This window comes from Capnocytophaga sp. ARDL2, assembly GCF_041530365.1.
GTDB lineage: Bacteria > Bacteroidota > Bacteroidia > Flavobacteriales > Flavobacteriaceae > Flavobacterium.
Genome location: NZ_CP168034.1, coordinates 873227 through 898614, shown reverse-complemented (window position 1 = coordinate 898614; position 25388 = coordinate 873227). Strand labels below are relative to the sequence as shown.

Genomic DNA, 25388 nt, shown 5'->3' with positions numbered 1-25388 from the left:
TACATTTGCCTTTGAAAAATCGATATTCAAAAAATGAAAAGAATCTTTACCATAGCAATGTTTAGCTCGTTTATTTTTTCTACAAATGCTCAGATAAATAGATCCATGCAAAACATTTCTCATAAAAAACAAAATATTCTTAGAGATTCTTCCCAAAACACAACCACTCAAAATGTAGATTCTGTAGGACTTAGACGTTTTTCTAATGCAAAAAAACTAGATTCTATTCCTCCTATTGACAAATACAAAATCTTTGATATAAAAGAAAATCACACCATTGTCGATACTACATTGACAGTAAAAAAATACTTTGAACACAATTTATTCAAAAAAGATTTAGCAGGTTTCATTCCTTTTGCCAACGATGGTAGAGGTGGTACATTTGCGGACTATTGGCTCAAAAACGAAGGCTTATTCCCTACTTTGGGTATGGCTACACGACAAATCACTTTTTTGAAAACCGATGATATCTATTACTACAATGTACCTACCCCTTGGACACGCCTCAACTTTCAATCGGGTATCAAACAAGGACAACAATTGGACGCTTTTATCACGCTAAATATTACTGAAAAACTCAATGTTTTTACAGGATACACTGGTTTGCGTTCGTTAGGTGCATATATCAATCAATTGACTTCTGTAGGAAATTTTAGAATAGGTGGTAGCTATTTTAGTAAAAACAACACTTACAAATTGTTTTCACATATTGTCGTTCAAGACCAATTTTTGCAAGAAAATGGAGGTATTACCGAACCTATTCTTTATCAAGACCGTGAGACCAATCGTGAACAACTCGATGTGAGACTTAGAGATGCCTCAACTACTCTTGACAACACGCGTTTGTACCTCAATCATCAATATGCATTTATAAATAAGGAAAACAATAAAGTTATTCTTTCGCAAAAAATTGAATACAATTATTGGAAAAATCTTTACAAGCAACCTACGGCTTTTTCCTATAACCTAAATGAATCATATTTTGGAGAAATTTTTTCAGGAATTTATGACAAATCAAAGTTAAAAACTCTTGAAAATCAAGTAGATTTATCGATAAACAATTCAACTTTAGGAAAATTGACCGCTTTTGTCAATACCTATACTTACAATTATTTTTTCAATAGTCAAATGATTGGTAAAGATAATCAGGTGATTCCTTCGAGGTTAAACAATACCATTTTGAGTTTAGGAGGAAGTTATTTACTCAAAACCAAACCTTTGGATATTGATATTACCGCTCAACAATCTATCAGCAAAGACAATATCAGTAGTTTGAGTGCTACAACTCACGTCAAACCATTGGAAAAGGTAGATGTAAATGCGTCGTATCAATTTATGTCAAAATTGCCCAATTTTACTTCACAAATGTATCAGAGTAATTTGGTTAGCTACAATTGGCATAACGCATTCAACAATGAAAAAATTCACAAATTGCAGTTTGATATTGTTTCTCCTTGGTTAGAATTAGAGGCAAAATATCAATTGATACACGACAAAGTATATTTTTCAAATGACGCAACTACTTTGGACTCGTACAATCAATATAATCAACTGATTACGACACCAAAACAACATACCAAACTCATCAATTATTTTGCAATTGCCGCTACAAAAAAATGGCAATGGAAAAAATATAGTATGGAAAATTTGGTAAAATTTCAACAAGTAGCACAATCACAAGATATTGTAAATGTACCGACTATTTTTACGAGAAATACTTTTTATTATTCAGATTATTTCTTTAAAAAAGCCTTGTACCTACAAGCAGGAATCAATGTTAGGTATTTTACAAAATATCACGCCGATGGATACAATCCTGTAATAGGAGATTATTATGTACAAAATATTTCAAAAATTGGCAATTATCCAATAGTAGATTTATTTGTCAATGGAAAAATACAAACAGCCAAATTGTTTGTTGGAATAGAAAACCTAAACAGTATCATAGGAAAATCAAATCATTATACAGCTCCAACATATCCATACAAAGATATAACCTTTCGCTTTGGTATCAGTTGGGATTTTTTCAATTAATAAAAATAATGTTTAACATATAAAACTCATACGAATGAATACAATCGAATGGAAAACAGCCATAGAATTTGAAGATATTACCTACAAAAAATGTAACGGCGTAGCCAGAATCGCCTTTAACCGACCAGAAGTACGCAATGCTTTTCGCCCAAAAACCACCTCCGAGCTTTATGATGCGTTTTATGATGCGTACGAAGACCCAAGTATAGGCGTGGTAATCCTCACAGGCGAAGGTCCAAGTCCCAAAGACGGCGGACACGCCTTTTGCAGTGGTGGCGACCAAAAAGCTCGTGGACATCAGGGGTATGTGGGCGATGATGGCAGACACCGACTCAATATATTGGAGGTGCAACGCCTCATTCGTTTTATGCCCAAAGTGGTGATTGCCGCGGTAAACGGATGGGCAGTAGGTGGCGGACACTCGCTACACGTAGTGTGCGATTTGACTTTGGCAAGTAAGGAACACGCGATTTTCAAACAAACCGATGCCGATGTTACCAGCTTTGACGGCGGTTATGGTTCGGCTTATTTGGCAAAAATGGTAGGACAGAAAAAAGCCCGTGAGATATTCTTTTTGGGTAGAAACTACTCCGCACAAGAGGCGTTTGAAATGGGAATGGTCAATAAAGTAGTACCTCACGCTCAGCTCGAAGCTACTGCCTATGAGTGGGCTCAGGAGATTTTGGCAAAATCGCCAACTTCTATCCGTATGCTAAAATTTGCGATGAACCTCACCGACGACGGAATGGTCGGGCAACAAGTATTCGCTGGGGAAGCTACCCGTCTTGCCTATATGACCGACGAAGCCAAAGAAGGACGCAACGCCTTTTTAGAGAAAAGAAAACCTGACTTCGGGGAGAATCAGTGGATTAGTTAGATAATAGATATTATACAATGTCAAAATATAAATTATCATTTATAAAAGACCAAGATTTATTCAATCATATAAAAGAAACGGTGGATAAATATCGTTTTCAGATAGATTTTGAAAAACTGAATAAGAATCTTTTAGACCCTGTCAAATTAACCTTTGATTCGGCAATTTATCAAGGTGGATTTTCCAACGAAAATTTGGAACGGATTTTAGAAAATGAAGTACTTCGACAAATTGACAAATCGAATACTAATCACATAGGTTATTTTCATCAGAATATTTTTAAATATATCGGAGCAAACAACGGTTGGACAGTCCCTAATCAAGGCTTTGATATAGAAAATCATAAGCTAAATATTTTTGTAGAAATGAAGAATAAACACAACACAATGAACAGCTCTTCCTCTGCAAAGACTTATATGCGAATGCAAAATCAAATCTTGAAAAACCCTAAGTCGATTTGTATGCTGGTAGAGATCATTGCAAAGAACAGTCAAAACATTGTATGGACTTGCAGTTTAGATAATCAAAAAATGGAACACGAAAATATTCGCCGTGTATCAATCGACAAATTTTATGAAATTGTTACAGATAATTCTACCGCTTTTTTAGAACTTTGTCAAGTATTACCACAAGTAATTCAAGATGTACTAAAAGAACAAGACCAACATATTGTAGAAAATACCGTAATTCAAGATTTACAGGAAAAAGGAATTGATAATATTTTACAAAAATTGTATTTAGTAGCATTCAAAAAATATCAAGGCTTCGAACACTTTACACTAAAAATATAATGCAAACCATTGATTTATTTAGCCCTACTTGGGAAGAAGAAAAACAAGTTGTTCCTAACCAAAATTACAAAAGTATCGAACTTTTTGCAGGAGCAGGAGGCTTAGCTTTAGGGTTAGAAATGGCAGGTTTTGAGGCTGTTTTACTCAACGAATGGGACAAACACGCCTGTAATACCCTTCGCCATAATCGTCCTAATTGGAATGTATTAGAAAGCGATGTTTGTGATATTGATTTCACAAAATACCGAGGTACAATCGACTTACTATCAGGCGGATTTCCTTGCCAAGCATTTTCGTATGCAGGAAAAGGAAAGGGGTTTGACGATGTTCGTGGAACGATGTTTTTTCAATTTGCAAGAGCCATTGACGAAGTGCAACCCAAAATGATTTTAGGCGAAAATGTTCGCGGATTGCTCAATCACGACCAAGGACGAACTATCGCTACCATCAAAAAAACTTTGCAGGAATTAGGCTACACCATTATAGAACCTAAAATTCTTCACGCAGTGAAATATCAGGTACCACAAAAAAGAGAACGCGTACTTATCGTAGGAATAAGAAATGATTTGGCAAAAAACATTCAATTTCACTTTCCTGTACCTTATCATCGTGAAATGAAAATGACCGACGCCTTAAAAGCAGGTGAATTATACAAAAATGACGTCCCAAAATCTGTAGGACAAGAATATACAGAGAAGAAAAAAAATATATTAGATTTAGTTCCTCCAGGTGGCTGTTGGAGAGATTTGCCTGATGAAGTCGCACGAGAATATATGAAAGGAAGTTATCATTTAGGAGGGGGAAAAACAGGAATGGCAAGACGGCTCAGTTGGAACGAACCCAGTCTTACGCTTACTTGCTCACCCGCCCAAACACAAACAGAGCGTTGTCACCCCGACGAAACACGCCCTCTAACCGTCAGAGAATACGCACGAATCCAAACATTCCCAGACGATTGGGAATTTCAAGGTACAATCAGCAATCAATACAAACAAATAGGAAATGCTGTACCCGTGAATTTAGCCTATGCTGTAGGAAGAAGTTTGATAAGAGCTTTGAATACTCAAAAAAAATAAGATAAAGAATTATATGAGTCTTTTTAGAGAAAAGAAAACCATACTTTGGGGAGAATCGGTGGATTTCATAGGTTTAGAATATAATACTATTTTACTTAAATGACACATTTACATTCATTAAATAACAATCGGTTTATCGACCTTTTTGCAGGAATTGGCGGATTTCATCAAGCGATGAACAACGCCAATGCTCAATGTGTTTTCTCGTGCGAATGGGACAAACACGCTGCTCAAACCTACTTGCAAAACTATGGAATAACCCCTTTTGGCGACATTACCCAAATTGATGAAAAGGAAATTCCCTCGCACGACATTCTTTGTGCAGGTTTTCCCTGTCAGGCGTTTTCCATTTCGGGCAAACAAAAAGGTTTTGAAGACACTCGCGGAACGCTTTTCTTTGATATTGCTCGGATTGTCAATCATCATCAGCCGAAAGTTATTTTTTTGGAAAATGTAAAGAACTTAGTCCGACACAATCACGGGAATACATTGAAAGTTATTTTGAAAACTCTTACAGATTTGGGCTATCAGGTATATTATCAAGTACTTAACACCAGTGATTTCGGTCTTCCGCAGAACAGAGAACGTATCTATTTCGTGGCGTTTCATCATTCCATTGATAGTAAAAATTTTCAATTTCCCAAGCCACTCAATCAAAAGGTAGCTTTGAAAGATTTTTTAGAAGACAATCCCAAAGATGGTAAAATCATTGAACGAAACGACATCGAAATTTATAAGAATTATCAACCTACCAAAGATTTATTTGGAGAAATAGATTATCCCAACAAGCCTATTCAAATAGGAAAAGTAAACAAGGGCGGACAAGGCGAACGCATCTATCATACAGACGGACACGCCATTACGCTTTCTGCCTATGGCGGTGGTGTGGGGGCAAAAACGGGTTTGTATCTCGTAAATGGAAAAGTACGCAAACTATCGCCTAGAGAATGTGCCAGAGTACAAGGTTTTCCTGAGGATTTTATCATAAATAATTCTATTACACAGGCTTATAAGCAGTTTGGCAACAGCGTTTCGGTCAATGTTTTGAAGGAAATTGCCAAAGAAATAATGGAAGTTTTGGATAATCAATAATAAATGTCAAAATGAATAAAGAACAATTATTAGGCTCACAAACAGCAAAGAACGGATTTCGTAATGAGGAGGATATTGTGCATAAATTCAATAATTGGAAAAGTGATGAAGAGGCTCAAAAGTGGCTAATCATAATGCAATATGATTTGGATGAAATCGAATTTGTGAAAGCTGTAAAAATAAGCGGATATAAAACCGATGTACAAGTACAAGTAACCATCAAACTTAAAGAAGCCATTGATTGTCAGAATCTACAAGTAAAATTGGTAAGCAATCCAAAAGGATTTAATCAAATCGATAAACGCTGGGTGGATAAATATGTGGAAATGTGGGATATTCCCCAAGAAATTACTTCTATTTTGAAGAGATATACAGGCGAAATAATTCCGAATATAGCCAATCCGAGGGATAAACGAAGAATGTTTGCCGATGAATTTACCACCCAAGAGCAAGAGTTGATATTGCAATGGATTGAGGCTAATAAATCGCTCATTGTTTCAGATATTTTAAAGGGAAGAGGGCAATTTTCTGCCGAATGGATGCTGGTGGTTCAGAAAGTTGAAAAGAATTCACGATAGATTTTAAAGCCAATGAATTTCTGCCTGAATTATTTTGGAAACGAAAGCGTAATAATGACCAAACAAGGTAGTTTTAAAATAGGAAAAATAACAATGCAACGAAAAGGAGGTGATGGCGGACGCGACACAGCCAAAATGCTACAATTCAAAATCAATCCTGCGGAATTATTTGATTTAAATAATCATTAGTTTTTTACTTTACAAAATATGATATTAACATTCATCTGTTTAAAAAGGTATTATAAGCAATAAAAAACCAATTTCCGCCGACCGAAATCCATTTTTGACCGACCGAATATCATTTTTTGATGACCGAAACTCATTTTTTAGTGCCAAAATATTATTTTTGTACAACCAATATTGAAAAAATAACCACCAAATAGAATTTTATAACGAACTAAATCCATTTTATTATGAGCGAAAACACAAACAAAAAGCCCACAGAAGAAAATGCTACGGCAAACGAGCCGAAAAACGAAAACCTGATTTTGGCGAGAATCAGTGGATTAGTTAGGATTTAAAAAGAATAAAAATGATACCTAAAATAATAGAAATACCCAAAAAAGAATTAAATGTTTTTGATGAAAGTATAAAAAAATACAGACAACAATACATTCGTTCTTCGCAGGAAATTGTGGAACAGGTTTTTAAAAATCATAAAACTTACCTTTCCTTAATTGATAATAAGGAAGTTAGTGAATCCATTGCCAAACTTCGTGAAGAATCTTGGCAAGAATATTTGAATGATGAAGTAGAGTTTAGTGCCATTATAATGCGTGATTTACATAAGATTCTCAACACGCCAAAATCTATTTTGGACATTCTATTAACTGAAAATATCATTAACAAAAAGGGAGAGGAGTTGCTTGAAAGTATCAAAGCCATTTGCGGAGAGTATGCAGGTAGGGTATTTCCGTATATTTATCGTTTATCGTTGAGTATGACACAATCAAGGCGGTCGAGAGCAGGGAAAACTTTTGAGGCAATCATTTATAAATTGTACGAATATTTAGGTTATTCTTACGATAGCCAAAGCAAAGTAGGGCGAAAAACCTTTGATAGCCTCGGTTTGGGTAAAAAAGTAGATAGCATTCTACCTAATATTGAAGCCTTTAAAGAAAGACGAAGTAAGACTATTATCGGAACGATGAAAACATCCCTTCGTGAGAGATGGCAAGAAGTCGCTGAGGAAATCCAGCGAACAAATATTCCTACAATTCATCTATTAACAGCCGATGAAACTATTTCAAAAAGTAAAGCCCAAGAAATGGCAAATCATAATATCATTGTAGTAGCTTATGATTGGGTAGCCAATTCGAAAGAATTAAAAGAAATGAAAAACATTATTAGTTTTGAAGAATATTTATTTGATGAAATTCCTAATATTATCAATTTTTGGAAAAAATAATGGCAAAGAAAATTAAAATAATAGACCTCTTTGCAGGAATTGGAGGTATTCGTTTAGGATTTGAAAGAGCTTATAATAATATAGAATGTGTTTTTACCAGTGAAATAAATCCATATTCTGTAAAAACATATTGTTCTAATTTTCCTAATGAAGATATTGCAGGAGATATTACTTTAATTGATGAAAAAAATATTCCTAATCACGATATTCTATTGGCAGGGTTTCCGTGTCAGCCATTCAGTCAAGCAGGATTAAAAAAAGGATTTTCAGACACTCGTGGAACGCTGTTTTTTGATATTGAAAGAATTTTAAAAGAGAAAAAACCGAAAGCCTTTTTACTTGAAAATGTGAAACAACTCAAAGGACACGACAAAGGAAATACACTAAAAACCATCATTGAACATTTAAAAGAAATAGGCTATGAAAATGTTCAGTATGAAGTGCTTAAAGCTCGTGATTTTGGGCTTCCTCAGAATAGGGAACGCATTTATATAGTAGGTTTTTTAGATAAAAATGTACAATTTGAATTTCCTAAACCTATTCAATCTCCAACCAAAGTAGGCGATATTTTAGAACAAAGTGTAGATGAAAAATATACCATTTCGGATAGACTTTGGGCAGGACATCAACGCCGAAAAATAGAAAATAAAGCCAAAGGAAAAGGGTTTGGTTACGGACTGTTTAATGAAAATTCAGAATACACCAATACCATTTCGGCAAGATATTATAAAGACGGAAGCGAAATATTAATAGAACAAAAAGGTAAAAATCCACGCAAACTGACCCCACGAGAAGCAGCGAGATTGCAAGGTTTTCCAGAGGATTTTATCATTCCAGTTTCCGATAATCAAGCCTATCAGCAGTTCGGAAATAGTGTAGCCATCAATGTGATAGAGAAAATTGCAAAGCAAATAATTAAACATTTATAAACTTAATAAAAAGATATATATTGATTGTAAATGTTTAAATAAAACTAATCTCCAAACACTAAAAAACCAATTTCCGCCGACCGAAATTCATTTTTGATTGCCTGAATATCATTTTTTGATGACCAAAACTCATTTTTCAGTGCCGAAATACTATTTTTGTACAACCAATATTGAAAAAATAACAACCAAATACGATTTTATAACGAACTAAATCCATTTTATTATGAGCGAAAACACAAACAAAAAGCCCACAGAAGAAAATGCTACGGCAAACGAACCGAAAAAAGCCACCAAAAGCCAGTATCTAAATGCTGATGCCAAAATTCAGCAAATGAAACTGGTGTTTTCTAATGCTAAACTCCCCAAAATCTTACCACAATTGCAAACTTTGGGCTATACCGAAGAAAAGCTTAATGACTATTTAGCGAAAGTAAACAAACTAGAACAATTGGCTCAAAATCAAAAGAAAGAATACGCCGAGCAGTACGCAGAAACAGAAAAATTGGATGCCAAAAGAAAACAAATCAATGAACTTTACATTCGTCATTTATCGTTCTGTAAAATTTTATTTAAAGGAGATACTCTGGCAGCCAAAACATTAGAGTTTGCAGGGGAAAGAAAATATGCCTATGCTTCGTGGTATCAGCAGGTGAGTAATTTTTATGGGCAACTTTTGGGCAATTCGGAGTTTTTGGCAAAAGTAGGCACTATCAACATCACACAAACCGATTTGGAGGCTCAAAAAACGGCTTTGCAAGAGCTATCTGCCTTGAAAGAAAGTCAGAAAAAGGAAACCAGCGAAGCCCAAAAAGCCACCGAAATCCGCGATGAAGCATTGGACAAACTTTATCCTATCTATACCGAATTGGTAGCGTATGCCAAGGTCCTCTTCCAAGACGACCAAGCCCTTGAAGCATTGGGTATTGTGGTGAAAAGGTAGATCATTTGTAAAACAAGTAGAGATACTATTGAGAGTAGTCTTTTGATAGTAAAAAAAAACTATACCTTGAGGTATAGTTTTTTTCAATATATTGAGACACTGGTCGTTTTAGTATGACTTTTTATTTTTCAGTATCCTTTTCTTCTTTTATTTCTTCTACAACCTCTGCAATTGTCGTTTCTGGTTGTTTGATTTCAGAAGAAACTTGCTCGGCAATCAAATCTTTTTTATCAAAAGGTCTTGCACCAAAAATCGTCTCCAAATCTTCGCGGAAAATCACTTCTTTTTGGCACAACAAATCTGCCAATTGCAACAGTTTATCTTTGTTTTCAGAGAGCAAATCAATTGCTCTTTGATATTGAGTTTCGATAATTTCAGAAACTTCTTTGTCGATTTTTACAGCGGTTTCTTCCGAATAAGGTTTTGAGAAATTGTAATCACTTTGTCCAGAAGAGTCATAGTAAGTGATATTTCCTAATTTGTCGCTCAATCCATAGATGGTTACCATCGCTTTGGCTTGTTTGTTTACTTTTTCTAAGTCGCTCAAAGCCCCTGTCGAAATTTTATCAAACACTACTTTTTCCGCTGCTCTACCCCCCATAGTAGCACACATTTCGTCGAGCATTACTTCGGTACGGACGATTTGGCGTTCTTCTGGAAGATACCAAGCGGCACCCAAACTCATTCCTCTTGGTACTATGGTAACTTTGATTAGTGGTGCTGCGTGTTCCAATAGCCATGAAACAGTAGCGTGTCCAGCCTCGTGTACCGCAATGGCATATTTCTCATCTGGTGTTATGATTTTGTTTTTCTTTTCCAATCCACCTACGATGCGATCTACTGCATCCAAGAAATCTTGTTTTTCAACCTGTGTTTTGTTTTTTCTCGCTGCAGTCAATGCGGCTTCATTACACACATTGGCTATATCAGCACCTGAAAATCCTGGGGTTTGTTTTGCCAAAAATTCAATATCCAATCCTTCTGCTATTTTCAGTTTTTTCAAATGCACTTCAAAGATTTGTTTTCTTTCGCGTACATCTGGCAAATCTACATAAATCTGACGGTCAAATCGTCCTGCACGCATCAAGGCTTTGTCCAAAATCTCTGCACGGTTGGTTGCAGCTAGTACAATAATATTGGTATTCGTACCAAAACCATCCATTTCTGTGAGCAATTGATTTAAGGTGTTTTCTCTTTCGTCATTTGCTCCTGAAACATTCGATTTTCCTCTAGCACGACCTATGGCATCAATTTCATCAATAAAAATAATCGAAGGTGATTTTTCTTTTGCTTGTTTAAACAAATCACGTACACGAGATGCTCCCACACCTACAAACATTTCTACAAAATCCGAACCAGACAAAGAGAAAAATGGCACATTGGCTTCGCCTGCAACGGCTTTTGCCAAAAGTGTTTTACCTGTTCCTGGAGGACCTACCAACAAAGCACCTTTAGGGATTTTACCTCCAATTGATGTATATTTTTCAGGGTTTTTCAAAAATTCAACAATCTCTTGAATTTCCTCTTTAGCACCTTCCAATCCTGCTACATCATTGAAAGAAACTTTGGTACTGTTTTTTTCGTCAAATACCTGTGCACGAGAGCGTCCCATTGAAAACATTGGACCTCCGCTACCAGCTCCGCCCATCATACGACGGTACATCCATACATAAAACAAAATAATCAACAAGAAAGGCAAAAAGTTAAAGAAAATCCCCGTCCATTCGCTTTCTTTTTCAGATTTGTATTCTTTCAACAAACCTTTGTTTTTGGCATCACGCAAGGTTTGTTCAAACAGTTCCACATTGGCAATTTCTACTTTGTAGCGTACGGGACCTTGAAGATTGCTAAAGAATCCTCGTTGATTTTCTGCTTTTTGTTTATTGGCTTCTTCCAATTCTTTTTCAGCCTCTTTTGTAAATAAAATACGAGCCGAATTGCGGTTGAAAGCTACTTTTTCTATTTTACCTTCGTTGAGGTAGTCGTCAAATTTTGAAATCGAAATTTCATCGGTTGCCCCACCATTTTCACCTGTGTAATAATTGATAAAAATAAAAAGCAATATCAAGCTACTCCACAAGTACCAAGGGCTTATTCGAGTTTTTCTATTAGGCTGTTGATTCATAGATTATTGATTAGTCGTTGGTAGTTAATACTGTGATTTTCGCATCGCCCCAAAGGTCTTCGATGTTGTAATAAGCTCTTTGGTCTTTTTGGAAAATATGTACTACGATACTTACATAATCCATCAAAACCCACAAAGCCTGTTCGGTACCTTCGATATGCCAAGGTTTGTCTTTCAATGCCTTTGAAACGGTGCGTTGAATAGAACCCGAAATTGCGTTTACCTGCGTATTGGAATTACCATCACAAATCACAAAGTAGTCGCAAGGTGTATTGCTGATTTCTCTCAAGTCGAGCAAAGTGATATTTTCACCTTTTACATTTTCGATACCTTCGATAATTAGAGCCAAAAGCTCTTCGTTGTTGTGCGTTGCTTTATTCATTTAATAAAAGTTGTTTAGTCGTTTGTACAAAAAGCACAAAATTAGTAATTTTTTCAGTGCAAAAGGCAAAGTATTTTGGATAATCCTTACTTTTGTCCAAACGATAATGACTATTAGCTAATTGTTTGTATGAATTTAATCAAAACAAGTGCCATCGGATCGACCAATGATTATCTAAAAATGCTTTCTGTTAATTCCGATTTGCCAAATTTCACAGTTGTATTTACCGAAAATCAAACCCAAGGAAAAGGACAAAGAGGTACTGTGTGGAAATCCAATCCATTGAACAGTCTTACTTTTAGCGTATTTCATCGCTTTACATTCCAAAAAACAGAACAACTTTTTTCATGGAATATTTTGATTACAAAAGCTATAATTAAAGGACTGGAACAATTAGGTTTAACAAAAAATTGTGTAAAATGGCCAAACGACATTTTGGCAGGTAATAGAAAGATATGTGGTATACTCATCGAAAATCAAATCAAAAACGAAAGTGAAATTTACTCTGTAGTAGGGATAGGAATCAATGTATTTGACACCGAATTTGAACATTTGCCACAAGCGGGGTCGATTTTATCAGTATATGGTCAGATGATAGACAAAATGCAATTGCTCGAAACAATAGTAGAACAAATCAAACTTTTAGCAAATGATTTTCCTCTAAATGAAGAAAATTTATGGGATTTTTATCTTGAAAATTTATTCCGAAAAAATCAAGTTTCTACATTTGAATTACCCAACCAACGAAAAATAGTAGGAATAATAAAAGGAGTCAATCGTCAAGGAAAATTGATCGTTTTACATGAAGATGATATAGAAGTTTTGTATAATTTGAAAGAAATAAAACTTTTATATTGATTCAATATTATTGAAAGAATACTAAATTCAGGCGAAAGATTTTTTTACAATAGAAAAAATTACTACTTTTGCAGAGTACACAAAAAATTCCGGAATATTATGTTTGATTTTCAACAATTCGTTGCTTTTATGATTGGCGCTACTATTATCCTTATGGGATTTTGGTTGATGCTTTTCTTAGTTTCATTTGTATTTTACTGGGCCTTTGGAGGTGCAGTTGACTTAATCAAAGAAAACAAAGCAAAAAGAGAAGCTGAATATAATCAGTAAACGTAGTAAAGCTGTCCTATTTGGACAGCTTTTTATATCCTCTCCCCTTTTTACTTTTCATTAGTAATCAGTTTAATCATTCTTTAGAAATAAAAGTGTAATTTTGTATATGAAAAAATTTACACTTTTGACGATTTCCAACAAAGATTGGAATACTGCTTCGCTTGCTAAAAGGAACTCGATGATATACATCGTACAAGAACAAGCGATTGAAACTGCAATAGAAAAAATACAAAATCATTCCATCAATTGTATTGTGATAGACACCACATATTCAAAAGATGAAATTGCAAAAATCACAAAACTAGCTCATTTATTAGATGAAACAATCAAAATTACAACAGCTAATTTTGATGATATTTCTGCATTAGAAACGCTAATTGTCGATTTGTGGAGAAGTTATTTCAAAAACAAAACTTTTGGCTTTGAATTGGAAGACGCTCCCAATCTAAACAACCCATTTCTTAATTTGGACAAAATGAATGTGTTTAAAACAAGTAATCAGTAATAAGTGAAAAGCTATCGTTGGGACAAAAGCATAAAGTTATGACCTATTCATTTGAACAGTATTTGATAGAAAAAACAACTATTTCAGAGGAACAATTTGACAAAATTGTCACCTTTTTTGATTTATAAAGAAGTAAAAAAGGGGATTATTTACTAAAACAAGGTGAAATTTGTCAAGGTTATTTTTATGTTGAAAAGGGGTTGTTGAGAATGTACAGTATTGATGATTTTGATAAAGAACATATTTTACAATTTGCTTCTGAACAATGGTTTATCAGCGACCGTACGAGCTTGTATTTTGGAGTACCTTCTCAATTTTATATTCAAGCTATTGAAGATACGGTCGTAATGCAATTTAATGATCAAATTCATTGTATGATTGCTGAACAAAATCCAAGTTATCAGAAATATAACGAACAAATCACACAAAGCCATATTCGTTATTTACAAAACAAAATACATTTGTTGATTAGTGCCTCTGCAAAAGACAGGATATTTAGACTTTATGAATCTGTATTCCAATCTTATACAGCGGATACTTCAATGGATGATTGCTTCCTTTCTTGGAATTACTCCAGAAAGTCTAAACCGTGTGCGTAAAGAATTAGCGAAAGAATAAAAGCAAAATTTTCACTTCTTAACATACATCAATACACCACTCAATGACTACTCGTAATTTTGCTGTATAAAAAATTAAAATCATGACAACAAAAACAATAGAAAAAGTAATCAAACCAGGTACGCCACACTTTGTAGGCGATGGTTTTAGAGTTCACAATTTTATTCCATCTGTATTTTCTATGGAACGCACCGATCCATTTATCATGATGGATTACAACGCACCGTACGAATTTTCTCCAACCGAGATTCCTCGTGGTGTGGGAGTACATCCTCACAAAGGATTTGAAACCGTAACGATTGCCTATCAAGGAAAAGTAGAACACGGCGACAGTGCAGGTGGTGGGGGAATTATCGGTCAGGGCGATGTACAATGGATGACTGCTGGAAGTGGCGTTCTGCACAAAGAATTTCACGAAACAGAATGGAGTAAAAAAGGGGGAATTTTCCAAATGATGCAATTGTGGGTCAATCTTCCTGCAAAGCATAAATTGACTCCTGCAAAATACCAAGCTATTGAAAATAAGGATATTCCAAGAGTAGCAATTGCCAATGATATGGGCGAAGTAGAAATTATTGCAGGTCAATTTCAAAATCAAAAAGGAGCAGCAAGTACTTTTTCTCCTATCGAAATGTACAATGTAGATTTGAAAGAAAACGCAGTGGAAAGTTTTTCATTTCCAAAACATTATACTACAGCTTTGGTAGTAATCAATGGAGAAATCACAGTAAATCAATCAGAAATCGTTCCTGCTGACCATTTTGTACTTTTTGCAAAAGACGGTGAAAATATCGAAATCAAAGCAACCAAAAATTCAAAGATTCTTTTACTTAGCGGTGAACCTATCGCCGAACCTATCGCTGCTTATGGCCCATTTGTGATGAACACACGTGAAGAATTGATCACCGCTTTCAAAGAATTTGAACAAGGAAAATTTGGGAACTTGGAGTAATATTTTTTACTAATAAAAAATGAAATTAGAAATTGCATCGATTACTCATAGAAATCAAACAGATAAATCTGGAAATCCCTATCTGCACCATTTACTAAGAGTGTGAGAAAAAGGACAGATCGAAATAGAAAAAATTTATGGATTGCTACACGATCTGATCGAAGATACTGAATGGACACTTGAACAACTAAAAATCGAAGGTTTTTCTGATGAAATAATAGCCATTTTAGATTGTTTAACTAAAAGAAAAAACGAAGACTATGGTGATTTCATTAATCAAATTATTCAAAATCCCGTCGCAACAAAATTTAAAATCAATGATTTAGAAGACAATCTCGATATAAAAAGATTGTCTAAATTAGAAGAAAAAGATGTAGAACGTTTGAATAAATATTTGAACTATTACCATTATTTGAAAGCAAAAATAAATTAGCCCCAACTAAATTAGTTAGGGCTAATTTTTTATCATTTGATTTTTATTTCACATCAAATCGATCCGCATTCATCACTTTGTTCCAAACTTTGATAAAGTCGTTTACAAAGCGTTCTTTATTATCGTCTTGAGCGTAGAACTCAGAATAAGCCTCTCAAAATAGAGTTGGAACCGAAGACCAAGTCCACACGAGTAGCTGTCCATTTAGTAGCTCCTGATTTTCTATTTACGATGTTGTAAAGGTTCTCACCTGTTGGTTGCCACGAATAATTCATATCCGTCAGATTTACAAAGAAATCGTTGCTCAACACGCCTTCGTTGTTGGTAAAAACACCGTGTTTTGTTCCTCCGAAATTCGTTCCGAGTACACGCATACCACCAATAAGCACAGTCATTTCTGGGGCGGTCAATCCTAACAATTGAGCTTTATCTAAAAGCATTTCTTCTGGCTGAACGATATAATTTTTCTTTTGCCAGTTGCGGAAACCATCGTGTAATGGTTCTAAATCACCAAATGAATCCACATCAGTTTGCTCTTGCAAGGCATCTCCTCTTCCCGCTAAGAAAGGTACTTTCACATCAAAACCACCTTCTTTGGCAGCAGCTTCGATAGCAGCAGCTCCTCCCAATACGATGAGGTCAGCAATGCTTACTTTTTTAGATAATGACGCTTGAATTTGCTCCAATTTCTCCAATACTTTGTTCAATCTTTCAGGTTCGTTGGCTTCCCAGTTACGCATTGGGTTCAGACGAATCCTTGCTCCATTCGCACCACCACGGTAGTCTGATCCACGGAATGTTCTTGCTGAATCCCAAGCTGTATTAATCAACTCCGTGCGAGTAAGTCCGCTGTTCAAGATAGTCTTTTTAAGTTCTTCAATTTCGCTATCCGAAAGTGTATAATCCACTGCAGGAATTGGGTCTTGCCAAATCAAATCTTCTTGTGGCACATCGTTTCCGAGATAGCGCGATTTCGGTCCTAAGTCACGGTGCAACAATTTAAACCACGCACGAGCAAAAGCATCGTCAAAAGCCGCTTGGTCATTCAAAAATTTCTCTGAAATTTTGCGGTATTCAGGATCACGGATAAGAGCCATATCTCCGTCGTTCATCGTGATTTTTCTACGAACATTTGGGTTGAAAGCATCTACAGGCATATCTTCCTCATCCATTTCAATTGGTTCCCATTGCTGAGCACCTGCTGGCGATTTGGTCAATACCCATTTATCTTCGTATTTGAACAATAACTTGAAGAATTGATTGTCCCACTTATCAGGATTGGTAGTCCACGCTCCTTCGATTCCCGAAGTAACTCTTCCTGGTCCTTCTATCGTGTTCCAACCCAAGCCTTGTTCGTGGATTTCTGCCCCTTCTGGTTCAGCACTTACTTTGCTTGCATCGCCGTTTCCGTGTTGTTTTCCAATGGTATGACCACCTGCTACCAATGCTACTGTTTCCTCATCATTCATGGCCATACGAGCAAAAGTTACACGCATATCTTTTGCCGTCTTGAGTGGATCAGGATTTCCGTCCACACCTTCTGGGTTTACATAAATAAGTCCCATCATCACCGATGCCAACGGATTTTCCAAATCTCTTTCTCCTGAATAACGAGAACCTTCACTTCCTGATTTTGCTAACCATTGACGCTCTGATCCCCAGTAAATATCTTTTTCAGGATGCCATATATCTTTACGTCCAAAAGCAAATCCGAAAGTTTTTAATCCAGCTGCTTCATACGCCATATTTCCTGCCAACAAAATCAAATCAGCCCACGAAATTTTGTTTCCGTATTTCTTTTTGATAGGCCACAATAAACGACGAGCCTTGTCCAAATTGGCGTTATCAGGCCACGAGTTCAATGGAGCAAAACGTTGATTACCAGTATTTCCACCACCTCTACCATCTGCTACACGATAAGTTCCTGCTTGATGCCATGCCATACGAGCAAATAAACCTCCGTAATATCCCCAATCTGCAGGCCACCAATCTTGGCTGTCGTAAATCAATTCTTTTACATCTTTTTTCAGTGCTTCCTGATCGAGTTTTTTAAACTCCTCAGCATAGTCAAAATCCTTTCCAAACGGATTAGTTTTGTTGTCATGTTGCGATAGAATATCCAAATTCAACGCCTTTGGCCACCAACTCATTACCGACTGGTTTTCTTCTGTGTTCGCACCGTGTGTTACAGGACATTTTCCTGATGATTGCATTTTTTCTTCTTGTTTAGGAGCCTCTCCGTGGTGGAAAGGGCATTTTCCTTCTGTATGACTCATATTGTTGTTGTTTTTAAATTTTTCTGAGGCAAAATTAATCTACAAATGTTTAGCTTGTATAATTTTTTTATATTATAATTTTATAATATTATAAAAAATATTTATCATACGCAAATATTTAACATAAATTAAACGAATACTCTACTAATAAAAATTGACTTTTATCCTTATTTTTACCAAAATTTATTTCACATGAAAATAGCAATAGTTTGTTATCCAACATTTGGAGGTAGTGGTGTTGTTGCTACTGAATTAGGTATCGAATTGGCAAAAAAAGGGCATGAAGTTCACTTTATCACATACAAAATGCCTGTAAGATTGGCATTACTCAACCCAAACATTCATTATCATGAAGTAATAGTTCCCGAATATCCATTGTTTCACTATCAGCCATACGAATTGGCATTATCGAGTAAAATCGTCGATATGGTAAAACTTCACGGTATAGAATTATTGCATGTTCATTATGCGATTCCGCATGCGTTTGCAGGATATATGGCAAAAAAAATGTTGAAAGAACAAGGGATTTCGCTTCCGATGGTTACTACTTTGCACGGAACGGATATTACTTTGGTAGGAAATCATCCTTATTACAAAAGTGCGGTGAGTTTTAGTATCAATCAATCGGATGCTGTAACCTCTGTTTCGGAAGATTTGAAAAAATCTACTTATGAATTATTTGACATTGCCAAGGATATTTATGTCATTCCCAACTTTATAGAAAACAAATCGCACACTCCCGAATCGTGTCGTCAGGTTTTGGCAACAAAAGAGGAACGAATCATCACACACGTGAGCAACTTTAGAAAAGTAAAGCGTATAGAAGATGTAATGAAGGTTTTTAAAGGGATTTTAGAACAACAACCGGCAAAATTGATGATGATTGGCGATGGTCCAGACAAAATCAAAGCAGAACAAATGGCTGCCAATTGGAACATTTCTGAGAAAGTAATCTTTTTTGGTAATTCTAACGAAGTGGATAGAATATTGAAAGTATCAGATTTGTTTTTATTGCCTTCAGAAACCGAAAGTTTTGGTTTGGCAGCGTTAGAAGCGATGGCATGTGGAGTACCCGTAGTTTCGTCCAACACAGGCGGAATTCCCGAGGTAAACATTCACGGATTGACGGGCTACCTCTCTCCTATTGGAGACATTGAAGACATGGTAAAAAATTCGTTGCTAATATTGTCTGACACTGCCACCTTGGAAAAATTTAAAACCAATGCTTGGAAACATTCATTAAAATTTTCTGTTGAAAAAATCATCCCACTTTACGAACGTATTTACACAGATATATTATCAAAACGCAAAAACATCGCTTATTAAGCGATGTTTTTTGTTGTTTTACCATTTTGAATCTTTTTCCACTCTAAATAAAGGTATTTTAAACTTACCATTTTTAAAGTCTATACTTTTATCTTCGTATGGTTTTAGTGTCAATGCACCTTCAAATTCACCATAAACATATTCGTTGTCTTGGTAAACATTGCTGAAGATAAGTGGATTTTCTTGATCTGAGTATAAATAAATATCACCTACAGAATAACCACTTTCTCTTACAAACATATCTGTATAATGAACTTTAAAATTTGTAATAGTTTTACCATCTTCTCCAAATAAACAAATGATGCTAATTTGGTCATATTCCCATATTGGAACTTCATCAATTCTTGCTGTATGAGCCCATCCAGAATCAACATAATCAATCTTGTATTGATATGTATGATTTTTTGAACTAAAGTCTTTGTACTTACCATCTACCTCTACTTCCACAAAACCTCTGTCAAAAGTTGGTTTTACTTCTTGTTCTTCATTTGTACAACTCAACAAACTAAATATGGATAAAATAATTGTAAAATATTTTTTCATTGTTTGTAAATATTTATATTAAAAAATCGCCACGAAATTATTTTGGGTAAAAGAAATATCAAAATAAAAAAAAGTCAAGAATTAGTTAATTATAATAGTTAAAATATAATGTATTAACCCGTTGTACATTATGAAATAAAAAAAGTTATTCATTTAACTGAAAATCAATATATTTATATCGATAAAACAAATCAAAAATGAACAACTTAGGACAAATCGAAGATTCAATAAAGTTAAATATACGAAAGAATTTTAGAAGTTTTTAAAAAGTCTTTACCTTCTCAAAGGAGAAAGCCAAAAATGAGTGATTTAGAACTTGTGAGTTTGAATTTAACTATTAAATATTTAAGTATTGATAGTAAAATGCAACTGTTTAAAAAACTACCTAATTCTTTGAAAAACAAAATAGAAAGAAGTGTTTACAACAAAAGAAAACGAAATCTTTTTTATCATATAAATCAGATTAGGGAAAAATTTTACTTATTCAAGAGAAAGAGGAAAAGAATCGAAACATTATTTTGACTTCGTCGAATCTTCGATTTCGCAGTTATGTGATCAATTTATGATTAAAAGGAATTATGCAAAATCATTCAACGGTTTTAAAACACGAATTATCAGTAAAATAACTGCTTTAACCTTAATTCAATACATTAACAAATTTGTATTAAAAAAGGAAATAAATAAGATTAAAGCAAGTATAATTTAAAATGCACAACGGGTTAATTAATTAAGAAAAAAGACTTTTAAGCTAAATTTGCTTTAATAAAATATAAATTAGGGGATTCCTTAAAACTATTTAGATTCTTGAAAAGTAATATTAACATAAAACGAAGCTACGAATAAATTGCCTTCAGAAAAAATCGATGCAGATGTAACGAATATTTTTTTACAATGACAAATTTATTTTATCACAAGCATTTTGAAATGTTACATCCTAAACAACTCTTAAATAATAAAAACACCGCCTATTCAACGATGTTTTTGGTTTATTCATTCATTGACAATTGATAATTAACCATTAAGCCTCATCCTCTTTATAAAACATATTCAACCACATCAAGCGAGACACTCTAAAGTTGAAATTTGCCAATAAAATCAACACTACTACTACCGCAGCAAATGTGATACGCCAATCTACATGGAACAAATACCCCAACACAAAACACGCTACCATTTCAGCAACCGTCCATGCATAACTCATATACATCGCTCCGAAATAAAATCCTGTTTCTCTATGAAAGGAATAATTACAATTAGGGCAGTTTTCGTGCATTTTTGGCAAAGACAAAGTGAGAATATTTCCTATGCTTTTGAATACTTTACTTTTTCCACAATGAGGACAAGTTCCTTTTACTACTTTTGATATATAAGACATAATTACCTATTTTTGTAGCAAAGATACGCTTTAATGACAAATTTTGCCCAATTTTCCATAAAAAAATCCGAAGAAACGATAGAGAAATACTTCCGTTGTTTTCAAACCGATATTCAATCGATAGAACTTCCCCAACAGTTTAATTTTCCCTTTGTAATCGATACACATCCGCTGTGCGAACTTGCTTTAAAGGAATTACAAAACTACTTGGAAACTACCAAGGATTTTACCCACGATTTTGGTATTACAACTCCCAACGAACAATCGATTGGGAAAATGTTTGGCGTACTGGTCGTAGAAAAACCAACAGGCGAATTGGGATATTTGGCAGCTTTTTCGGGAAAATTGGCAAACAGCAATCATATTTCGTTTTTTGTTCCGCCGGTTTTTGATATGCTCACAGAAAACAGCTTTTTTGTGGAAGAGGAAAAACACCTTAATCGTATCAATGCACAAATCGAATCTATTGAAAAGGATGAAAATTTTCTTTTATTGAAAGAACGATTAAATACTCTTTCAAAGGAGAAAGAAACGGCGATTACTCAGAAAAAACAACGAAACAAACAGCTGAAAAACGAACGAAAAGAAAAGAGATTGCAGTTTAAAAATATGCTCTCAGCCGAAGAATACACCAAATTTGAAAATGATTTAATCAAGCAAAGTCTGCGAGACAAACACGAATTACGCATTCTTGAAGCACAATTTTCAACTCAAATAAACGAAATTGCGGAGAAAATTCAGGATTTTGAGTTTATAATTCAACAACTGAAAAAGGAACGACAAGAAAAATCAAATCAACTACAACAAAAGTTATTTCATTCGTATAATTTTCTCAATGCCAAAGGCGAACGAAAAGATTTACTCGATATTTTTAAAAAAAATGTATATAGCACACCTCCATCAGGTGCAGGTGAATGTTGTGCTCCTAAGCTATTGCAAATGGCGTATCTACACAACCTAAAACCCTTGGCAATTGCGGAGTTTTGGTGGGGAGCTTCTCCTAAATCGGAAGTAAAAAAACACCGACAAATCTACCCTGCTTGTTGGGGAAAATGTATGCCGATATTGTCGTTTATGATGGACGGATTGGAAGTAAAGGAAAATCCCTTGCTCGTAAACCCTGCCGAAGGGAAAGAATTGCCCATCGTATATGACGATCCCTATATTGTGGTGGTAAACAAACCCGCGGAATTTTTGTCCGTACCTGGTATCAATGTACACGATTCGGTATATGAACGTATAAAAAATCGCTACCCCAATGCTACGGGACCTCTCATCGTTCACCGATTGGATATGTCCACTTCGGGGATTATGATTTTGGCAAAAACCAAGGAAGTTCACAAGCATTTGCAACAGCAATTTATCAAACACAAAACTGAAAAACAATACATTGCCTTGCTCGATGGCGAAATTTCGGCAGAAAAAACTGGCATTATCAACCTACCGTTGATTCTCGACATAGACGACAGACCTAAACAAAAAGTTTGCTTCGACTATGGAAAAAAAGCTGTAACAAAATACGAAATACTCGAAATAAAAAACGGCACTACTCGCATAGCCTACACACCTATCACTGGACGAACGCATCAATTGCGAATGCATTCTGCACACGCCTTAGGATTGAATATACCTATCAAAGGTGATGATTTGTACGGTACACCTGCCGATAGATTGTATTTACACGCCAAGCGACTAAAAATCACACATCCCATTACACAAAAAGAAATGATTTTTGAAGCCGAAGCGGAGTTTTAATAATACAAAAACAGATTGTCTGTAATAGACAACCTGTTTTTTATAGGAAAAAATTTATTAATATCTGTAATATTCTGGTTTGAAAGGACCTTCTACCGTAACCCCAATATACGCTGCTTGTTCTTCGGTCAATGTATCCAATTCTACACCGATACGATTTAGGTGTAAACGAGCTACCTTTTCATCCAAATGTTTTGGAAGTGTATAAACTTCGTTTTTATAATTTGCACTATTGTTCCACAACTCGATTTGAGCCAAAGTTTGGTTGGTAAACGAATTAGACATTACAAACGAAGGATGTCCTGTAGCACAACCTAAGTTTACCAATCTTCCTTCTGCCAAAATGATGATGTCATTTCCATCGACATTATAAATATCCACTTGAGGTTTTACTTCCGTTTTAGTATGACCATAGTTGTTGTTTAACCACGCCATATCAATCTCGTTGTCAAAGTGTCCGATATTACAAACAATGGTTTTGTCTTTCATTTTACGGAAGTGTTTTTCTACCACAATATCTTTATTTCCTGTAGTTGTGATTACAATATCGGCATTGGCGATAGCATTGTCCAATTTTTTCACTTCATAACCTTCCATAGCCGCTTGCAACGCACAAATTGGGTCAATTTCTGTAACCGTTACAATCGAACCTGCTCCTCTAAAAGACGCCGCAGTACCTTTTCCTACATCACCATAACCACATACCACTACGCGTTTTCCTGCCAACATCACATCCGTTGCTCTACGAATGGCGTCCACAGCAGATTCGCGACATCCGTATTTGTTGTCAAATTTTGATTTTGTTACCGAGTCGTTTACATTGATAGCCGGCATAGGTAACGTTCCTTTTGCCATGCGTTCGTACAATCTGTGAACACCCGTTGTCGTTTCTTCAGAAAGTCCTTTGATTCCAGCTACCAATTCAGGATAACGGTCGATCACCATATTGGTCAAATCTCCACCGTCGTCCAAAATCATATTCAAAGGTTTACGGTCTTCGCCAAAGAAAAGCGTTTGTTCAATACACCAGTCAAATTCTTCTTCTGTAAGACCTTTCCATGCGTAAACTTGCACTCCAGTTTCTGCAATTGCTGCCGCAGCCTGATCTTGAGTTGAAAAAATATTACACGAAGACCAAGTAAGCTCAGCTCCCAATGCAGCAAGCGTTTCAATCAAAACCGCCGTCTGAATTGTCATGTGCAAACATCCAGCAATTCTTGCACCTTTCAAAGGTTGTTCATCTTTGTATTCTTCACGTAACGCCATCAATCCAGGCATCTCAGCTTCAGCCAATTCTATTTCTTTTCTTCCCCAAGCCGCCAAAGACATATCTTTAACTTTATACGGAACATACGGAATCTGTTTTGTACTCATTTTTATGATTTTATTAATTTGAGTGCAAAGGTAAGGTATAAAGTATTAAGTACAAAAGATTCGTAATAAAGTATTAATCCCGAATTTCTCGAGACAGGTCTCAAATTTCTCGGAACAAGTTCTAAAATTCTCAGAATAGAGTAAATAGGTATGTAACATAAAGTATATTTTTCAGTAGATGGTCATTTTTATCTAAAAAAAACTATTTTTGTACATTCAAATTAGGATAAAAAAATGCCATTAGTTTTACAAAAATCATTCAACAATAATTGTACACTTTTTATATGGAAAATCACTGAAAACATTGAGAAATTGTCTTTTAACATTGATAATAATCCTTTGCTAAATGAAAATTTTTCCCACTTAAAAACTGATTTACAGAAAAAAACTTTTTTCTCTCAAAGAAAGTTATTACAATTAGCCAATATAAAAGAGGAAGATTTTTTTTATGAATCATCGGGAAAACCTATGCTAAACAATGGCTTGCATATTTCATTTTCTCATTCGTTTGAATACGTTGCAATGGCAATTCACCATCTACCAGTTGGAATTGACATTGAAAAAATAAGACCTAAATTGGCAAATGTAAAACGTCGATTTATTGATTCAGAAGAAAATTTCATCTCTCAAAATGAACAATTAAACTATTTAGCCATTATTTGGTCGGCAAAAGAAAGCATTTACAAAACAAACAATCTCAAAGGAATTGATGCTACAAAAGAAATGCATATTCGTCCTTTTCAATTACAACAAAATCAATTTGAAGGCTATACTACACAAAACAATATCAAAATCGAATACCAAGGTATTTTTGATTTCTTAGAAGATTTTGTTTGGACGGTCGTTTGGGAAAAATAAAAAGCTGCCT

General features: G+C 35.0%; 22 protein-coding genes and 3 pseudogenes. 19 read left to right on the top strand and 6 right to left on the bottom strand.

The features are described from left to right. Positions 1 to 33 precede the first annotated feature (33 nt). The 9 genes and pseudogenes from AB4865_RS04420 to AB4865_RS04380 all read left to right on the top strand — a co-directional run bounded on the left by AB4865_RS04420 (position 34) and on the right by AB4865_RS04380 (position 9725). Positions 34 to 2034: a putative porin gene (locus tag AB4865_RS04420; protein ID WP_372474526.1), complete on the top strand. Its 2001-nt coding sequence runs from the start codon at positions 34 to 36 to the stop codon at positions 2032 to 2034. A gap of 34 nt (positions 2035 to 2068) precedes the next feature. Next, positions 2069 to 2911: a 1,4-dihydroxy-2-naphthoyl-CoA synthase gene (locus AB4865_RS04415; protein ID WP_372474525.1), complete on the top strand. Its 843-nt coding sequence runs from the start codon at positions 2069 to 2071 to the stop codon at positions 2909 to 2911. Positions 2912 to 2928: 17 nt separating this feature from the next. Continuing rightward, entirely contained in the window at positions 2929 to 3702 is a 774-nt protein-coding gene (locus AB4865_RS04410) for an Eco47II family restriction endonuclease (protein ID WP_372474524.1), read from the top strand. After that, a complete protein-coding gene (locus AB4865_RS04405; protein ID WP_372474523.1) occupies positions 3702 to 4778 on the top strand; it encodes a DNA cytosine methyltransferase in 1077 nt (358 codons plus the stop codon). The genes AB4865_RS04410 and AB4865_RS04405 overlap by 1 nt, the downstream gene beginning before the upstream one ends. A gap of 99 nt (positions 4779 to 4877) precedes the next feature. Beyond that, the gene (locus AB4865_RS04400; RefSeq protein ID WP_372474522.1) at positions 4878 to 5870 is read left to right on the top strand and encodes a DNA cytosine methyltransferase; all 993 of its coding nucleotides are present in this window, start codon (positions 4878 to 4880) and stop codon (positions 5868 to 5870) included. An 11-nt stretch (positions 5871 to 5881) separates the two neighbouring features. Continuing rightward, positions 5882 to 6637 (top strand): annotated as a pseudogene (locus AB4865_RS04395) (hypothetical protein). Positions 6638 to 6980: 343 nt separating this feature from the next. Continuing rightward, positions 6981 to 7856, top strand: coding sequence for a type II restriction endonuclease (locus tag AB4865_RS04390; RefSeq protein WP_372474521.1), 876 nt, complete (start codon positions 6981 to 6983; stop codon positions 7854 to 7856). Then, a complete protein-coding gene (locus AB4865_RS04385; RefSeq protein WP_372474520.1) occupies positions 7856 to 8785 on the top strand; it encodes a DNA cytosine methyltransferase in 930 nt (309 codons plus the stop codon). The genes AB4865_RS04390 and AB4865_RS04385 overlap by 1 nt, the downstream gene beginning before the upstream one ends. Before the next feature lie 223 nt (positions 8786 to 9008). Then, entirely contained in the window at positions 9009 to 9725 is a 717-nt protein-coding gene (locus AB4865_RS04380) for a hypothetical protein (protein WP_372474519.1), read from the top strand. Between the two features lie 121 nt (positions 9726 to 9846). Here the strand turns inward: AB4865_RS04380 and ftsH are convergent, their stop codons facing one another. Both ftsH and rsfS read right to left on the bottom strand, forming a co-directional pair. Further along, positions 9847 to 11850: an ATP-dependent zinc metalloprotease FtsH gene (gene ftsH / locus AB4865_RS04375; protein ID WP_372474518.1), complete on the bottom strand. Its 2004-nt coding sequence runs from the start codon at positions 11848 to 11850 to the stop codon at positions 9847 to 9849. A 10-nt stretch (positions 11851 to 11860) separates the two neighbouring features. Continuing rightward, a complete protein-coding gene (rsfS, locus tag AB4865_RS04370; protein ID WP_372474517.1) occupies positions 11861 to 12232 on the bottom strand; it encodes a ribosome silencing factor in 372 nt (123 codons plus the stop codon). Between the two features lie 129 nt (positions 12233 to 12361). On the opposite strand from rsfS, the gene AB4865_RS04365 reads away from it, so the two are divergent. The 6 genes from AB4865_RS04365 (at position 12362) to AB4865_RS04340 (ending at position 15871) form a co-directional block, all read left to right on the top strand. Beyond that, entirely contained in the window at positions 12362 to 13090 is a 729-nt protein-coding gene (locus AB4865_RS04365; RefSeq protein ID WP_372474516.1) for a biotin--[acetyl-CoA-carboxylase] ligase, read from the top strand. A 99-nt stretch (positions 13091 to 13189) separates the two neighbouring features. Next, entirely contained in the window at positions 13190 to 13360 is a 171-nt protein-coding gene (locus AB4865_RS04360) for a hypothetical protein (RefSeq protein ID WP_372474515.1), read from the top strand. 109 nt (positions 13361 to 13469) lie between these two features. After that, positions 13470 to 13868 carry a hypothetical protein gene (locus AB4865_RS04355; RefSeq protein WP_372474514.1) on the top strand — a complete coding sequence of 133 codons (399 nt, stop codon included), beginning with the start codon at positions 13470 to 13472 and terminating at the stop codon, positions 13866 to 13868. A 167-nt stretch (positions 13869 to 14035) separates the two neighbouring features. Then, positions 14036 to 14467, top strand: coding sequence for a Crp/Fnr family transcriptional regulator (locus AB4865_RS04350; RefSeq protein WP_372474879.1), 432 nt, complete (start codon positions 14036 to 14038; stop codon positions 14465 to 14467). Between the two features lie 101 nt (positions 14468 to 14568). Next, positions 14569 to 15438, top strand: coding sequence for a pirin family protein (locus AB4865_RS04345; protein ID WP_372474513.1), 870 nt, complete (start codon positions 14569 to 14571; stop codon positions 15436 to 15438). A gap of 142 nt (positions 15439 to 15580) precedes the next feature. Beyond that, positions 15581 to 15871 (top strand): hypothetical protein, encoded by a 291-nt coding sequence (locus AB4865_RS04340; protein ID WP_372474512.1) that lies wholly within the window; start codon positions 15581 to 15583, stop codon positions 15869 to 15871. Between the two features lie 43 nt (positions 15872 to 15914). On the opposite strand, the pseudogene katG reads toward AB4865_RS04340, so the two are convergent. Then, positions 15915 to 18147, bottom strand: a pseudogene (gene katG / locus AB4865_RS04335) (catalase/peroxidase HPI). A gap of 192 nt (positions 18148 to 18339) precedes the next feature. Here katG and bshA point away from each other — a divergent pair. Beyond that, the gene (gene bshA, locus AB4865_RS04330; RefSeq protein WP_372474511.1) at positions 18340 to 19473 is read left to right on the top strand and encodes an N-acetyl-alpha-D-glucosaminyl L-malate synthase BshA; all 1134 of its coding nucleotides are present in this window, start codon (positions 18340 to 18342) and stop codon (positions 19471 to 19473) included. An 18-nt stretch (positions 19474 to 19491) separates the two neighbouring features. Here bshA and AB4865_RS04325 read toward each other — a convergent pair whose 3' ends face one another. Continuing rightward, positions 19492 to 20016, bottom strand: coding sequence for a hypothetical protein (locus AB4865_RS04325; RefSeq protein WP_372474510.1), 525 nt, complete (start codon positions 20014 to 20016; stop codon positions 19492 to 19494). Positions 20017 to 20316: 300 nt separating this feature from the next. On the opposite strand from AB4865_RS04325, the pseudogene AB4865_RS04320 reads away from it, so the two are divergent. Continuing rightward, positions 20317 to 20722 (top strand): annotated as a pseudogene (locus AB4865_RS04320) (hypothetical protein). 312 nt (positions 20723 to 21034) lie between these two features. On the opposite strand, the gene AB4865_RS04315 reads toward AB4865_RS04320, so the two are convergent. Beyond that, positions 21035 to 21391, bottom strand: coding sequence for a DUF983 domain-containing protein (locus tag AB4865_RS04315; protein ID WP_372474509.1), 357 nt, complete (start codon positions 21389 to 21391; stop codon positions 21035 to 21037). 33 nt (positions 21392 to 21424) lie between these two features. Between AB4865_RS04315 and AB4865_RS04310 the strand changes: the two genes are divergently transcribed. Next, the gene (locus AB4865_RS04310; protein WP_372474508.1) at positions 21425 to 23146 is read left to right on the top strand and encodes a pseudouridine synthase; all 1722 of its coding nucleotides are present in this window, start codon (positions 21425 to 21427) and stop codon (positions 23144 to 23146) included. Positions 23147 to 23203: 57 nt separating this feature from the next. Here AB4865_RS04310 and ahcY read toward each other — a convergent pair whose 3' ends face one another. Next, positions 23204 to 24520, bottom strand: coding sequence for an adenosylhomocysteinase (ahcY, locus tag AB4865_RS04305; RefSeq protein WP_372474507.1), 1317 nt, complete (start codon positions 24518 to 24520; stop codon positions 23204 to 23206). A 234-nt stretch (positions 24521 to 24754) separates the two neighbouring features. On the opposite strand from ahcY, the gene AB4865_RS04300 reads away from it, so the two are divergent. Continuing rightward, the gene (locus AB4865_RS04300; RefSeq protein WP_372474506.1) at positions 24755 to 25378 is read left to right on the top strand and encodes a 4'-phosphopantetheinyl transferase superfamily protein; all 624 of its coding nucleotides are present in this window, start codon (positions 24755 to 24757) and stop codon (positions 25376 to 25378) included. Positions 25379 to 25388 lie beyond the last annotated feature (10 nt).